Genomic DNA, 15334 nt, shown 5'->3' on the forward strand with positions numbered 1-15334 from the left:
TTTTGGATTTCTCATGTTTAGCTAAATTGCTAAACCGGTTTTTCATGAGAAAAATAAAAGCCGGAAGGTGGGTTAGCAAGAAATTTCATTCGCCCGATTCTGTAACTGTGATCCTGACTACAAAACCGGGCGTTAACCGTATGAAGCGAAGGGGTTAGGACTTGGTTACGGGGAGGGTGTGCAATTGCTGCGCGTAAGGGAGTGCTGTCATTGCGCCTTTTGCCGTGGTAGCCAGCGCACCGCACCGCTGCGCCTGCTCGATAATTGGGTCCCAGCTAAGTGGCTGTGACAGGTCGTCATATTGCGCCAGGCCATGCAGTAAACCGGCGACGAAGGCATCCCCTGCTCCCGTAGTATCGACAGGGGTCACCATTGGTGCGGCAAAGTGCTGTAGCTGGTGGCGATCGTGCAGCCAGACGCCTTCGCTGCCCAGCGTCACCAGCAGCAATCGAGTAGGGTAGCGCTGCATGAACTGTTGAATCCCTTCTTCAACATCCGCTGTTGGACAGAGAAAGGTCAGCTCCTCGCGCGACAGTTTTACCACATCGGCCAGCATCAGCGCCTGTGTCAGGCAATCGCGCAGTTCCTGCTCGCTGTGCCAGAGGTCGTCACGGATATTAGGGTCGAAACTGACCCGCCCCAGCGAGGCTTTAACCTTGCGCATCGCCTCAAATGCGGTACTGCGCGACGGTTCTTGCGACAGCGCGATGGAGCAGAGGTGCAGCCACTCTCTGCGGTTAAATATTGGTAGATCTTCCGGCTGTAAAAACAGGTCGGCACTGGGACGCACCATAAACGTGAAAGTGCGTTCCCCCGTCTCATCAAGGCTCACGACCACGGTTGATGTCCGGTGATGCCTGTCGTGCGCCATATAGTGGGTATCGACGTTTTCCTGCTCCAGCACCGTTTTGAGAAAATGCCCAAAAACATCGTCACCGACGCGACCGACAAAGGCGCTGTTTCCCCCCAGTCTGGCAATGCCGACAGCGACATTGGCTGGCGCACCGCCGGGGCATTTCAGATAGCGTTCCGTATCTTCCGGGATGAGATCGACAACCGCGTCGCCCATGACCCAAATTCTGTTTGCCATAACGTGACTCTTATCAATGATAATTAGACTGTTTGCTAAAATAGAAGAATCGGTTTAGCTAAGCAATACTCTTCACCGCAGAGACACATCCACATCAATAAAACGCACATTTCCACATCGCGTTGGCGAAAATTTATGCGATAGTCATCACGTTGCCACGGTCATCGGACTAAATAAACGGGCCTGTTATCCGATATCTATGGGGCGTGGCTGAATTAAGCCGCAAAAAGGACGAATGGAGAAGGATATGTATTACCCCACCTCTTTCTGGGTTTATCCCGGTGCGTAATTACAACCTGCTTTGGGGAATATGGGCGATATGGGCGTTATTGGTTGCCGTTTGGCTTATTGATATCTATAGCGAATTTCCCCTTCGCTATTACGGTCAGGGCGTGGTTGCGCTACTGGCCGCGAGTGCCGCTATCGCATTTTTTTATACTGTTAAAAGGAATAACACGATGTTTTCATTTGATAAAAACAAAAAAGACGTAAAAGAACCGCAAGGGCACAGTGAAGTAAACAGCTCTCCCGCTATTAGCCCATCGAACGAGTTGATTAATTCAGTGAATCCTGTGCGCGTGAAAAAGGACACCTTTATTTCTCAGGGCGCGCGTATGACGGGCGCTTTATCTGTTGATGGCAACATTACCGTGGAAGGTCAGGTAGAGGGTGATGTGCAGTGTGATAACACGGTGAAAGTGGAGCACACGGGTCAGGTAAACGGTGAAATAAAATCGCAGCAGATCGTCATCAACGGCCGCGTTGAAGGACGTGTGGCTGCCAGCGTTGTGGCTATTTTGGCGCAGGGAAAAGTGTTCGGTGATATTTTCACTGATGAACTCTCTATCGAAAAAGGCGGCATCTTCACGGGTCAATCCCATCCGCTAACCCCGCCAACGCAGAGTCAGGAAAAACTGACCTATGTGGAAAAGAAAAAAGAGAAAACCAGCAAAACGCCCGCAGAACAAGAAAATGTCGTGGCGCTAGCGAGTAATGCGCCCACGGCGTGATATTGTCGGGAAAGGTCACTTTGACAGGTAAAGTCTATGGACAAGGAAGACATCATCGGCCGGCGCTACTTCCAGTATTGGGGAAAAGCAAAAAAATCGGCAGATGCGCTGGAGGGGGATGATTATCACCTGCTGCCTTATCACGGTTTGGATGTGGCAGCCTGCGGTTATTTCTTATTAAAGGGAAACTATTTTCAGGCTAACCATGTGCTGCGTGAACTGGCATCTGGCGATGATGATGTCGCCGCATGGTTTGCGTATTTTCTGGCCTGGCACGATATCGGAAAATTTGCCCGTGGTTTTCAGGGCAAATATGCCAACCCTGATTCCCCGTTAGTCCAGCATTCGGGGCAGTCCGGGAGAGACAGGCATGACGATCTGGGCTTCTGGCTATGGACGATGCGTGATGACATTCCCAATTTATTTCCTTTAGGGACGAAAAAGCCCACTTCGGTGGTGAAAAATACGCTGGAGATTTGGCTGAACATTGTTACCGGGCACCACGGCAAACCGGCGGCGGAATGCAAAGGCAGTCTGGCTTTTCATCGTGATGACTATCTGGCGGTAGAACATTACCTGCATGATCTGGAAACGTGTTTTCCCGACGCGTCTACGTTCCCTGCCTGCTTCGCTGATAAAGGCTGGCGAAACCGGCTGAAGCAGCAAAGCTGGGGATTGGCTGGTTTGACCGTACTGGCAGACTGGCTGGGTTCGCGCCAGCAGGATTTCCACTATTGCAGCACACCGATGCCGCTCGAAACCTACTGGCGTGAGCATGCGCTACCGATAGCGGAAAAGGTCGTCTCGCGCCTGCCGCGTACGCCGTCTCCCGCGCTTTTCCATTCTATCCAACGACTCTTTCCGTTTATCCAGCAGCCAACGCCGCTACAACAGAACGCGCTAGAGGCTGATATTTCCGCTGACGGGCCGCAGCTTTTCATTCTGGAAGATGTGACTGGCGCGGGGAAAACGGAAGCGGCGATGATCCTGGCGAGCCGACTGATGGCGCAGCAAAAAGCGAGCGGGATCTATGTCGGTCTGCCGACGATGGCGACAGCCAATGCCATGTACAAACGGCTGGCGCAAGCCTATCGCGCATTATATTCACCAGAACATAACCCTTCGCTGATGTTGGCGCACGGTGCGCGACATATGTCGTCCGCCTTTATGCAATCGCTATGGGAAGGCGACAGTCAGGGGCAGGCACAGTACGACAAGGAAGAAAACGCGGCCAGCAAAGACTGCAACATTTGGTTTGCGGACTCGCGCAAGAAAGCGCTGCTGGCCGATATTGGCGTGGGTACGCTCGATCAGGCGCTGATGGCGGTGATGCCGTTTCGCCACCAGTCGCTACGGGTGCTGGGGCTACAGAATAAACTGCTGATTCTGGATGAAGTGCATGCGTATGACGCTTACATGAGTAAGCTGATTGAGCTGTTGATTGGCTTCCATGCACAGCAGGGCGGTAGTGTCATCATCTTAACGGCGACGTTGCCGCTTAACCTGCGAGAGAAGCTGACGCGGGCGTTTGCGCAGGGCATAGCCTGTGAGGCTGCGCAGCCCGATCCCAATGCAACGTATCCGTGGCTGACGCAGTTAACACGCGAAGGATTGCAGGAAACGACGCTGGAAACGCGGGCGGAAGTGCGACGCGAGGTCAAGATTGGCTGGCTGACTGAGCGGTTAGAGGGCATCGAACGCGTAAAAGTTGCCGTCGCGGCAGGGCAATCGATCTGTTGGATTAGAAACACGGTGGATGATGCCATCGCGGTTTATCGCCAGCTCATTGATGCGGGTGTCGCAGAGCACAATATGCTGCTATTCCATAGCCGTTTTGCCTTTTGCGATCGTATGGCGATTGAAGAACGGGCTCTGGCGTGGTTTGGCAAAGACAGTACGCCGGATGAGCGTGCTGGTAAGGTGCTGATTGCCACGCAGGTTGTCGAGCAGTCGCTGGATATTGATGTCGATAACATGATTAGCGACCTTGCGCCCATCGATCTGCTGATTCAACGCGCAGGGCGGCTACAGCGACATATTCGGTTTCTCGACGGGCGTCGTAAAACTGAGGCGGACGCTGCACCACTAACGGATGAGCGCCCAGCAGCGGTGCTGCATATCATGGCTCCGGTCTGGCAGCCGGAAGCGGAGGCTGACTGGTTGGGAGACGGATTGCGTAACAGCGGTTACGTTTACCCCGATCATGCTGCGCTGTGGCGCACGCAGGCGATATTACGCGAGTGTGGTGCGATCAACATGCCGGAAGCGGCGCGTCTGCTGATTAACAGCGTGTATGAAGAACAGATCGTGGTGCCTCTGGCATTGGAGGCAATAGCCAATAAGGTACTGGGTGAGCGATACGGCCAGCGTTCAGTGGCGAGTCAGTCCTCGCTAGCGCTTGTCCACGGTTATTGTGCCCAATCCAGCGAAGCAGGCTGGAGCGATGCAGTGGACATTTCCACCCGTCTGGGAGAGGAAACGCTGGATCTGTATCTGGCGTGGAAGTCAGAAAACGATGGTGAGCTACCGCAGCCTTATGCCACATCGGACACTTTCGCCTGGGAACAGAGCCGCGTGCAGGTACGAGTTAGCTGGTGGCAGAAACGTAAAACCGGATTACCGATACTGGAAGGTGAGGCACTGGAGCGGTTTCGGCAGCAATTACACCGCCCACAGGCGGAAGTGTTGCTGTTGAACCGAGGGGAAAACCACGCATTTTATAGCGAACGGGTGGGGTTGATGCTATTGGGCTCGTGATGTATTTATTGCGGATCAATAAGGTTGATTAACTTAATAATCACATCCTGTATGAGGACATCCTCCGCGACGGTTTCAAATGTTGCTCCACGTGCAATAAGATCTATCGCCTGAGCCTGATGGCATAGCACCACACCCCGTAAATCCCCGCGTTCTGTATCCACTGGCGTGACTACGACGGTGACGCCCGAAGAACGTGCTGCTTCTGCTTTGGTTGAAATAGGGCAGCAAATGGCGACGCCTAGTGCTGCATTCAATGCACCTTCGGTGACGACAATCCCATAGTGATCGCCTTGCAACTCGCGACCGAAAACGGGGTCAGGGCTAAAATGCCAAATGTCACCTTTTTGCGGAATACGTGTTGCTGACATTACCAATATTCCTTGCCTGTTGGTACGGCATCGGTGAAGACTTTCACGTCTTCATTGAGTGCTGCAATCTCTTCACTATCGATTTGAGTGAGTAGCTCTGCAACGCTGAATTTACCACGTGGTTTTCTTTTGGTCGGTTGTAAACTGATCCCTTCACCACTGCGTTCTACCGCGATTTCTGTCCCTATATCCCACCCCAGTTCTTTACCGTAGTCTCGGGGGATAGTGACGATCAATGCTCCACCTTGCTGACGAATCTTTACTATTTGCATCATATCATTCTCTTTCAGTGCTACTTTGTGGAACAGGGTAACACGCTGTGATTGCCTGTCAATTAATCAACAAGCATGTTTATTGAGCGATGAAATGCGTTTTTTGGTGGCCTGACTCGCTATTTTTCTTCTCGCGGTTTGTCCCCGCTGGCGCGGGGAAGTATGACTCAATAGTCCGATTACTCGGTTCATCCCCGCTGGCGCGGGGAACACGGAAGAAGTTTAACATAGTTTAGATAAATAATTTGATTCAATAGTACGTTTACTCTTCCATTTTTACTTCTCTTCTACTATCTTGTGATCGTAGCTTGTCATCGTTAATGGGGTTGCCCAAAAAAGCGGTGTTCAAGCACAAGGCACGGAACACGCACTTAGTTGAGCGAGTGGTATCTTTCATCCTAGCGGCGTATTTCGTATAAATCAAATCATGTCACAAGGAATGCATAGATTGTTAATTATTCCAATTGTTCCTATTACGGTAAACATCACCGTTTATCAAACCAAAGCGGAGGCATCGCCGCTGCATCCCACGAGTATTGTCCCGTCCCTCAACCACAAACGTGAGCCATCTCTCTGGCGTCGCGGCTTGAATGCGTTAAAAAAGAGACTGTAGAACCAGCCTAGATCTGGCTTGCCGCAGGGATGCGGCACACACAGGAGGTACGATGTATTTTTCATTGATTGAAGAACCTTGGCTGCCTGCCGTCTTTGCGGATGGTCGGATAAGTCACATTTCCCCGCTGCAACTCTCCGACGACAATATTATCGATCTCGCCTGGCCGCGTGCCGATTTTCAGGGGGCGGGCTATCAGTGGCTTATCGGTTTACTGCAAACCGCCTATGCGCCCGCCGATGATGATGACTGGGATGAGATTTGGGATGACGGTCTTGGCCCCGATTTCCCACAGGCATTAGCCGTGTTGGCACCCGCGATGCAATTTGGTGTGCAGAAGCCCGCGTTTATGCAGGATTTCGCCACGCTCGACAGCGCCCCGACACCGATTTCCGGCCTGTTGATTGATGCCCCCGGCGGCAATACGCTCAAGCTGAATAAAGATCATTTCATCAAGCGCGGCACGGTCAACGCGGTGTGTCCGCACTGTGCGGCAATGGCGCTATTCACGCTGCAAACCAATGCGCCATCTGGTGGGCAGGGGCATCGCACCGGAATGCGCGGCGGTGGGCCGATCACCACGCTGCTTATGCCGGAAGACGCCAGACTGCCGCTGTGGAAAAAGCTTTGGATGAACGTGCTGACGCAGAAGGTGATGCCCAAGGGCAAGCTCGACGCCACGGTGTTCCCGTGGTTAGCCGCCACGCCCACCAGCGATGGTGCTCACCCGCCCGTGACGCCGGAAAATTCGCATCAGCTACAGGCTTATTGGGGCATGCCGCGTCGTATCGAGCTGGATTTCACTACATTACAGACGGGGGAATGCGATCTGTGCGGCACGGAATCTACTGTGTTGCTCACGCAGTATCGCACCAAAAACTATGGCATCCAGTATGACAGTTGGCGGCATCCGCTTACCCCTTATCGTCATGCGCTGAAAGGCGATGCCCCTTTTCTGTCGGTGAAAGGGCAGCCGGGCGGGCTGGCGTATCGTGACTGGCTGGGGATGATGGTGGCGGTGGAAGATAAGCTCAACCACACCTATCCCGCCGCCGTTGTGCAGCACAATGCTGGCAAGCGGGCGCTGCGTAACATGGGGTTATGGTGTTTTGGTTACGACATGGACAACATGAAGGCGCGTTGTTGGTATGAACACCACGTTCCGCTGCTGTTCTCCCCGGCTCGCTTCCAGAGCGATACGCTTGCGTTGCGGGAATATAAAGATCGCTTACAACTGGCGGTGGAGCTGGCGCGGGACAGCGCCACGCTGCTGCGTCAAATGATTAAGGAAGCCTGGTTCTCGCGTCCAAAAGACGCAAAAGGGGATTTCAGCGCCATTGATGTCGCGTTCTGGCAGGAAACGCAGCCCGATTTTGTGCGGCTGTGCCAGTCGCTGGAGCAGGGTGATACACCCGCTACGGCACTGAATATCTGGAAAAAATCGCTCTATCGCTACCTGTTGAATAACTACGATGCCCGGGTGTTTAGCAACCCGGATGAACACCGCGATTTGGCCAAAGCGGCGGAAACGCGGAAAAAACTGAGCGTGTTTTTCGGTAAACAGAAAGCGGCAGAAACCATTAAACAAATGCAGGAGGCAGTGGATGGCGAACACGGCTGATTTTTTAGTTATCACCAAGGATGACGCGAAAAAGATTAATGATTGGTTCGATGGTCTACAAAACCGCCACGGCACCCCCGGTAATGGCCGTGCGCGGCGGGCAGATCTGCGCCGTGCCAAACAGCCTCCCTACGGCGTGCTGACCTGTCAGGGGTATCACGATCTGGCCGGGAAGCTGGAGGCGCGACTGGAAAAGGAACACCACATCGTGGCACTGACGATGTTTGTTTCTGTCGCGGCACATGCAGAGAAAAACATATTGAAGACCAGCTTCGCCGCCCAGCTAGGTGAAAAACAGGGCGGCGACCGTCCTTTTCTTTCCCCTTTGCGTTTTGAACGGCTCCAGCGGGCGCAAACGCCAGAAGAACTGCATCGCCAGCTTTTTCGCGCGGTACAAATACGCGGTGAGGCAGGCGTAAACCTTCCTTCGCTGGCGGACGGCATTTTCCTATGGGCAGAAGAGTGGCAGGCACGGCAGGAAAACCGTGCACTGAATCTTCATCCTTTGCGGCGCAATGCCGTGCGCTGGGCATGCGAATATGCGCAAGCGTCACAGGACATTACGTCCGATGAGCCAGATACCACAGAAACGTCAACGACAGCTTCAGACAAGGAATAACTGATGACCACTTTTATCCAGCTTCACTTTTTAACCGCTTATCCCTCTTCCAACCTGAATCGTGATGACGCGGGTCGCCCAAAAACCGCAATCGTTGGCGGTATTGAACGTTTGCGAGTGTCCTCGCAAAGCCTGAAGCGTGCATGGCGCACCTCTGAGGTATTTGAAGACGCACTCGATGGACACATCGGCACCCGCAGCCGCCGGGTAGGGCGCGATATCTATAACGCGCTGATTGCCAGCGGTATGAGTGAAAAGTTGGCCGATGAGGCGGCGCTGAGTATCGCTAGCCAATTCGGTAAATTGAAAGATGCGAAGGGGAGTAAAGACCCGCTAGAGAAATACGATATCGAACAGCTTGCTCATTTCAGCGTGCAGGAGAGGGCGTTGATCGATCAACTGGTTGTTCGCCTGATTGCGGAATCACGTAAGCCAAATAGTGAAGAATTGAAATTGCTGCGCAAAGATGCCGCCAGCGTCGATATCGCGCTGTTTGGTCGTATGCTGGCCTCCAGCCCAGAATTCAATATTGAAGCGGCGTGTCAGGTCGCACACGCGCTGGGCGTGAGTGCTGTTACCATCGAAGATGACTTCTTCACGGCGGTGGATGACCTGAATACGTCAGCCGACAGCGGATCGGCACATATGGGCGAACAGAGCTTTGCTTCGGCGCTGTTCTACCACTATGTGTGCATTAACCGCGATCTGCTGCTGGAAAACCTGAACAACGATGAAGATCTGGTGGCACGAACCCTGCGTGCGCTGACCGAAACGGCATTAACCGTGTCGCCGGGCGGCAAGCAGAACAGCTTTGCCAGTCGAGCGCTGGCGAGCTATGCGCTGGCAGAAAAGGGAACCGATCAGCCGCGTACTTTGTCTGTCGCATTTTTCAAACCGATTCGTCATGACAATCAGGTCAATGATGCCATCGATCTGCTGTGCCAGCAAAAGGCCAAATTTGACCGAGTGTACGCCTCTGGGGGCCGTGTTCCTTCCTATGAGCTGAACGTGGAAGCGACCAATGAGGGCGGATCGCTGCAAGGATTACTGGATTTCATCAGCCAGTAGGAGCGCGCTATGGATAACTATCTGGTCTTCCAGATCTATGCCCCGCTGGTGTCATGGGGAGAAGCGGCGGTCGGGGAAGTACGCCACACCTCAACGGTGCCTAGCCGTTCCGCCCTGTTGGGGTTACTGGCGGCGGCGCTAGGGATTCGGCGCGACGATCGGGCTGCGCTGACGGAGTTTAATCAGCATTACTCTGTGGCGGTGCGGCCGCTTTCCGATCGTGAAACCTGGCTGAATGACTACCACACAGTACAGATGCCGAAAGAAAACCGCAAAGTGCCACGCTATACCCGGCGTGATGAACTGCGGTCGGAGGCGGGGCAATCGCTCGAAACTATGCTGACCTCACGCGAATACCGCTGTGATGCCTATTACCACATTGCCATTAGCGTCACACCGGATGCGCCTTATTCGCTAACTGCGCTGCGTGATGCGCTGTTATCTCCCGTGTTCGCGCTCTATTTCGGACGTAAAAGCTGTCCGCCCGCTCTGCCGCTGGCACCACACCTGTTTTCAGGCTCGCTGGCCGAGGTGTGGCAGCAGGCAAGACTGACGCCTGCATTGAACGATCTCGCCTTGCAGTCGATCGGCAGTGCCGAAGGCCTGTGCTACTGGGAGCAGGAAAACGACACGGGATTAACACCGCAATACCGCGTCGTGCGCAACGATCAGCCTGCCGATCGACGGCGCTGGCAGTTCACTTCTCGCGTGCAATACGTCGGTAGTGGGAAGGGAGATAAATAATGTATTTTTCCAGAATAACGCTGAACCTTAGTGCGTTACCGCATGCTATGGCGACAAAGCGGTTACATGCAGGGGGTTATGCCAGCCACCAATGGCTCTGGCAACTGTTTCCCGACCAGCCACAGCGCTCGTTCCTCTTTCGTGAAGAGGAACAAGAGACAAAAAGCCTATTTTATCTGCTCTCTGAACAGGCTCCGCAGGTTGACCATAATCTGTTTCGGGTAGAGACCAAACCGTACCAACCGCAGTGGCATGATGGTATGACGCTGGCGTTTTCGCTGCGTGCTAATCCGGTTGTCACGCGGGATGGCAAGCGTAGCGATGTGTTGATGGATGCGCGGCATCAGGCGAAAGCCGCGGGGCTTTCCGGTGTGGCATTGTGGCAGCACCAGCAACAGCGTGCTCGCGACTGGTTAGTGCGTCAGGGGGAAAACGCAGGCTTCACGCTGTCGTCGTGTTGTGTGGACGGTTATCAACGCCACCGCCTGAATAAACCCAGCCAGTCGGCAGCGATCGTGTTCAGCAGCGTGGATTATGATGGGGTGCTCCACATTACGGACGCCGAACGGTTTGCGGCATCTGTCCGGCAGGGGTTAGGAAAAAGCAAAGCACTGGGGTGCGGCCTGCTGCTATTGAAACGGGCGTAGCGCGCCCCGTTACAGGGAGAGTTGACGATGTATGTTCCGCTCAACCCGATCCCCCTTAAGGATCGGGTCTCATTGATCTTTCTGCAATACGGGCAGATTGATGTTATCGACGGTGCGTTTGTTCTGGTGGATAAAACCGGTGTGCGTACGCATATTCCCGTTGGTTCGGTGGCCTGCATTATGTTGGAGCCGGGTACACGGGTTTCTCATGCTGCGGTGCGGCTGGCGGCAACGGTAGGCACACTGCTGGTGTGGGTCGGCGAAGCGGGCGTGCGGCTGTACGCGTCTGGTCAGCCCGGCGGCGCACGGTCAGACAAATTGCTCTATCAGGCTAAGCTGGCGCTGGATGAGGATCTGCGTCTTAAAGTGGTGCGCAAAATGTTTGAGCTCCGCTTTGGTGAACCTGCACCGAGCCGCCGTTCGGTCGATCAGCTTCGAGGGATTGAGGGGGCCCGCGTGCGTCAAACCTATACGCTGCTGGCACAGCAGTACGGTGTGAAATGGAATGGCCGCCGCTACGACCCGAAAGACTGGGAACGGGGCGATAAGGTTAACCAGTGCATTAGCGCGGCGACGTCCTGCCTGTACGGTATTACGGAAGCGGCGGTACTGGCCGCGGGTTACGCCCCTGCGATCGGATTTGTCCACAGCGGTAAACCGCTCTCTTTTGTCTATGACATTGCCGACATCATCAAATTCGAGGGTGTGGTGGCAAAAGCGTTTGAGATTGCAGCCCGTAACCCTGCCGAACCGGATCGTGAAGTGCGGCTTGCCTGCCGTGACATTTTCCGCAGCCAGAAAACGCTGAGCAAACTGATTCCCCTGATTGAAGAGGTGTTGTCTGCGGGTGGCATTACGCCGCCGCTACCGCCGGATGATGCGCAGCCGCCCGCGATCCCAGAACCGAAACCGTTTGGTGACAGCGGCCACCGAGGGCAGGGTTAAATGAGCATGCTGGTGGTGGTGACGGAAAATGTCCCGCCGCGCTTGCGCGGCAGGTTGGCGGTGTGGTTGCTGGAGGTTCGCGCGGGCGTGTATGTGGGGGATACCTCGCAGCGGGTGAGGGAGATGGTCTGGCAGCAGATTATCGAACTGGCAGAACAGGGCAACGTGGTAATGGCGTGGGCGACGAATACGGAGTCTGGTTTTGAGTTCCAAACCTGGGGTGAAAACCGTCGAATGCCGGTAGATCTGGACGGCCTGCGGTTAGTCTCTTTTTCACCTATTGAAAATCAATAAGTTAGCGATCTTTAACAACATGGAAAAATCGGTGGGATTTTCTCTACCGAAAAAAGTGTTATAAAACAACTCTCTACTTTTAGAGTATTCCCCGCGCCAGCGGGGATAAACCGCACGTTCCGCATGCCCTCGCCACATCGACGTGGTATTCCCCGCGCCAGCGGGGATAAACCGACAGTGCCACCGCGTTGGGGGTAGGCCACAATCGTATTCCCCGCGCCAGCGGGGATAAACCGTCAGAATTTAGCTTTTCAAACGATCACATGGAGTATTCCCCGCGCCAGCGGGGATAAACCGCGATCCATAAATTCCCGTTTTGCGTCTATTGCGTATTCCCCGCGCCAGCGGGGATAAACCGAACAGCAAGATGAACGTTTAACCCATCAAGACGTATTCCCCGCGCCAGCGGGGATAAACCGTCATAATTCCATGCAGCGGCATTTGCTCAATCGTATTCCCCGCGCCAGCGGGGATAAACCGGTTTCAGGTTTGTATATGGTTTGCTGGAGGCGGTATTCCCCGCGCCAGCGGGGATAAACCGCGCCTGTTGGTAAATTGCCAAAAATGGATACAGTATTCCCCGCGCCAGCGGGGATAAACCGAAATTCTGTAGCCTGTTGAGAATGTTCTCGTCGTATTCCCCGCGCCAGCGGGGATAAACCGTATGCAGTGCCGTGGATATCAGTTCGAAATCGGTATTCCCCGCGCCAGCGGGGATAAACCGGGTCTTTATCATTGAATGCTAGCCAGAGAAAAGTATTCCCCGCGCCAGCGGGGATAAACCGCAAGCAGAATATGTTGACCTGTTAAATAAAACATATTCCCCGCGCCAGCGGGGATAAACCATTTTGCGACTCAGCGGGACCAGATGAAATAACGTATTCCCCGCGCCAGCGGGGATAAACCGGGTAAATCATAATTTTCGTAATGCGAAGGTCGGTATTCCCCGCGCCAGCGGGGATAAACCGAAATGGCGAAGAAATAAAATTCGACATGACTAGTATTCCCCGCGCCAGCGGGGATAAACCGCAATTTTTGAGCTATACACGACCATGACTCTAGTATTCCCCGCGCCAGCGGGGATAAACCGCACCGTTGATCCTAACGTTTCGTTCCATGGAAGTATTCCCCGCGCCAGCGGGGATAAACCTGCATCGTATGAAAAATCAAAGCGCGGCGTTCTGTATTCCCCGCGCCAGCGGGGATAAACCGGTCTATGTGATGACATGGCTCAAGCGGAAAACGTATTCCCCGCGCCAGCGGGGATAAACCGCGCGGTAACAGTAATGTCGGTCTGGAGTTCGTGTATTCCCCGCGCCAGCGGGGATAAACCGCGTAGGAACCGGATCTATGTGAATCGCTGGCGGTATTCCCCGCGCCAGCGGGGATAAACCGAGCAGGAGATTCTTTTCGGGGATGGGACCGGGGTATTCCCCGCGCCAGCGGGGATAAACCGGATAACCTCAATTTCTTCCCTACCCCGGCAAAAGTATTCCCCGCGCCAGCGGGGATAAACCGCACAGATAGATTTTTCTGTTGGGCGCTTACTAGTATTCCCCGCGCCAGCGGGGATAAACCGCTGATTTCCATTTTCATCAAATCCGTTTGTTACGTATTCCCCGCGCCAGCGGGGATAAACCGTAGTGATTATGAGCACCATTACAGACCCTGAAGTGTTCCCCGCGCCAGCGGGGATAAACCGTGTCAGCGGATCGGACGGTCGGTTTTGGGAGAGTGTTCCCCGCGCCAGCGGGGATAAACCGCGCAGTTCATCCATGTACGCCGCCCAATATTCGTGTTCCCCGCGCCAGCGGGGATAAACCGTGGGCGCGGTATAGTCATGAATCCTCATGTAGGTGTTCCCCGCGCCAGCGGGGATAAACCGTGGGCGCGGTATAGTCATGAATCCTCATGTAGGTGTTCCCCGCGCCAGCGGGGATAAACCGCGGGGTCAGAAAAAGACCACTACGCCCAAGACGTGTTCCCCGCGCCAGCGGGGATAAACCGTCTCCGCGCCCCATGTGTTTTCGTAGGAAAAGGTGTTCCCCGCGCCAGCGGGGATAAACCGCGTTTAGGCGGGAACGGCGCAAGGCCGCTATAGTGTTCCCCGCGCCAGCGGGGATAAACCGTCTGATTTGTTCAATGCGGCCTCTGTTTTGGGGTGTTCCCCGCGCCAGCGGGGATAAACCGAGGTAAAGGCAGTATCGATTATCGGTTTATCCGTGTTCCCCGCGCCAGCGGGGATAAACCGATAATCATTAATGTCCGGCTGCGCTGGTAACTGTGTTCCCCGCGCCAGCGGGGATAAACCGCGTTTAGGCGGGAACGGCGCAAGGCCGCTATAGTGTTCCCCGCGCCAGCGGGGATAAACCGATTAATTGCATAGACCGGGGGGAATATGCACCGTGTTCCCCGCGCCAGCGGGGATAAACCGCTTGCAGGCTTGCGATCTCTCTCAAATAAAAAGTGTTCCCCGCGCCAGCGGGGATAAACCGTCTGATTTGTTCAATGCGGCCTCTGTTTTGGGGTGTTCCCCGCGCCAGCGGGGATAAACCGATAATCATTAATGTCCGGCTGCGCTGGTAACTGTGTTCCCCGCGCCAGCGGGGATAAACCGTGAACACGACGATCGCCCAGCCAATTGCGCTAGTGTTCCCCGCGCCAGCGGGGATAAACCGGGGGAAATATCATCCGGCGTGCATATTCGGGGGTGTTCCCCGCGCCAGCGGGGATAAACCGTACCAAAAATTGGGGATGATAAGCACTCGGAGGTGTTCCCCGCGCCAGCGGGGATAAACCGGCGTATGAGGGGCAGATTTCGACCACTGATGTGTATTCCCCGCGCCAGCGGGGATAAAACCTAATCCGTGGAAGCGGCTACAGGATTAGCTGTTCTGGTTCGCAGTGGTACAGCTTAGCCAGCTTTTCTCGGGTGCGCTTCTGCGGCCTTGAGTCTGGGGATTCAAGCTGAGAGACGGCCGCTTGGGTCATGCCGAGCGCGGTTGCAACTTCTTGCTGAGAAAAGCCTCTGAAAATTCTCCAGGCTGCCTGTAAGCTGACATCTTGATCAATGTGGATGCTAACCACTTCATGAGGAATCGAGACGTCATCCTCTGCGCTATGATCGTAGGGAATGCTCTCATAGAGGGCGGGGTCGTCAGCATTTTCAATAAGTTTCTGATATAACTCGTACGGAACAACAGCATATTCAGGTTTACCGCTTTTATCCCGAATGACTTGTATGCTCATAGTGTATTGCTCCAACATTTTCTTTCGATGGGTG

13 protein-coding genes and 1 CRISPR repeat array are annotated in these 15334 nt (G+C 54.4%); of the genes, 9 read left to right on the plus strand and 4 right to left on the minus strand.

What is annotated here, in order from left to right; genetic code table 11:
* Window positions 1–154 precede the first annotated feature (154 nt).
* Window positions 155–1090, minus strand: coding sequence for an aminoimidazole riboside kinase (locus E2566_RS02030; RefSeq protein WP_107170948.1), 936 nt, complete (start codon window positions 1088–1090; stop codon window positions 155–157).
* A gap of 458 nt (window positions 1091–1548) precedes the next feature.
* On the opposite strand from E2566_RS02030, the gene E2566_RS02035 reads away from it, so the two are divergent.
* A complete protein-coding gene (locus E2566_RS02035) occupies window positions 1549–2100 on the plus strand; it encodes a bactofilin family protein (protein WP_107170958.1) in 552 nt (183 codons plus the stop codon).
* Window positions 2101–2136: 36 nt separating this feature from the next.
* A complete protein-coding gene (locus tag E2566_RS02040; RefSeq protein ID WP_107170949.1) occupies window positions 2137–4857 on the plus strand; it encodes a CRISPR-associated helicase/endonuclease Cas3 in 2721 nt (906 codons plus the stop codon).
* Between the two features lie 5 nt (window positions 4858–4862).
* Here the strand turns inward: E2566_RS02040 and E2566_RS02045 are convergent, their stop codons facing one another.
* Together E2566_RS02045 and E2566_RS02050 are read right to left on the minus strand one after the other, a co-directional pair.
* A complete protein-coding gene (locus E2566_RS02045) occupies window positions 4863–5228 on the minus strand; it encodes a type II toxin-antitoxin system PemK/MazF family toxin (protein WP_005973745.1) in 366 nt (121 codons plus the stop codon).
* The gene (locus E2566_RS02050) at window positions 5228–5503 is read right to left on the minus strand and encodes an AbrB/MazE/SpoVT family DNA-binding domain-containing protein (RefSeq protein WP_107170950.1); all 276 of its coding nucleotides are present in this window, start codon (window positions 5501–5503) and stop codon (window positions 5228–5230) included. Before E2566_RS02050 ends, E2566_RS02045 begins: the two co-directional genes overlap by 1 nt.
* A gap of 662 nt (window positions 5504–6165) precedes the next feature.
* Here E2566_RS02050 and casA point away from each other — a divergent pair.
* The 7 genes from casA to cas2e are packed head-to-tail and all read left to right on the plus strand — an operon-like array spanning window position 6166 to window position 12051.
* Window positions 6166–7734, plus strand: a complete 1569-nt coding sequence (casA, locus tag E2566_RS02055; RefSeq protein ID WP_107170951.1) for a type I-E CRISPR-associated protein Cse1/CasA — start codon at window positions 6166–6168, stop codon at window positions 7732–7734.
* Complete coding sequence (gene casB, locus E2566_RS02060) at window positions 7718–8353, plus strand: type I-E CRISPR-associated protein Cse2/CasB (RefSeq protein WP_107170952.1); 636 nt, start codon at window positions 7718–7720, stop codon at window positions 8351–8353. Before casA ends, casB begins: the two co-directional genes overlap by 17 nt.
* A gap of 3 nt (window positions 8354–8356) precedes the next feature.
* On the plus strand, window positions 8357–9421 hold the full coding sequence (cas7e, locus tag E2566_RS02065; RefSeq protein WP_107170953.1) for a type I-E CRISPR-associated protein Cas7/Cse4/CasC: 1065 nt from the start codon (window positions 8357–8359) through the stop codon (window positions 9419–9421).
* 9 nt (window positions 9422–9430) lie between these two features.
* Window positions 9431–10165, plus strand: a complete 735-nt coding sequence (gene cas5e, locus E2566_RS02070; RefSeq protein WP_107170954.1) for a type I-E CRISPR-associated protein Cas5/CasD — start codon at window positions 9431–9433, stop codon at window positions 10163–10165.
* On the plus strand, window positions 10165–10812 hold the full coding sequence (cas6e, locus tag E2566_RS02075; RefSeq protein ID WP_107170955.1) for a type I-E CRISPR-associated protein Cas6/Cse3/CasE: 648 nt from the start codon (window positions 10165–10167) through the stop codon (window positions 10810–10812). Before cas5e ends, cas6e begins: the two co-directional genes overlap by 1 nt.
* A 27-nt stretch (window positions 10813–10839) precedes the next feature.
* A complete protein-coding gene (gene cas1e / locus E2566_RS02080; RefSeq protein ID WP_107170956.1) occupies window positions 10840–11757 on the plus strand; it encodes a type I-E CRISPR-associated endonuclease Cas1e in 918 nt (305 codons plus the stop codon).
* The gene (gene cas2e, locus E2566_RS02085) at window positions 11758–12051 is read left to right on the plus strand and encodes a type I-E CRISPR-associated endoribonuclease Cas2e (protein ID WP_005973730.1); all 294 of its coding nucleotides are present in this window, start codon (window positions 11758–11760) and stop codon (window positions 12049–12051) included.
* Between the two features lie 84 nt (window positions 12052–12135).
* A CRISPR array of direct repeats spans window positions 12136–14912; the repeat unit is 29 nt; unit sequence GTGTTCCCCGCGCCAGCGGGGATAAACCG.
* Window positions 14913–14928: 16 nt separating this feature from the next.
* Here cas2e and E2566_RS02090 read toward each other — a convergent pair.
* Window positions 14929–15300, minus strand: coding sequence for a helix-turn-helix domain-containing protein (locus tag E2566_RS02090; RefSeq protein WP_012822192.1), 372 nt, complete (start codon window positions 15298–15300; stop codon window positions 14929–14931).
* Between the last annotated feature and the right edge of the window lie 34 nt (window positions 15301–15334).

The organism is Pectobacterium punjabense, assembly GCF_012427845.1.
Lineage (GTDB): Bacteria > Pseudomonadota > Gammaproteobacteria > Enterobacterales > Enterobacteriaceae > Pectobacterium > Pectobacterium punjabense.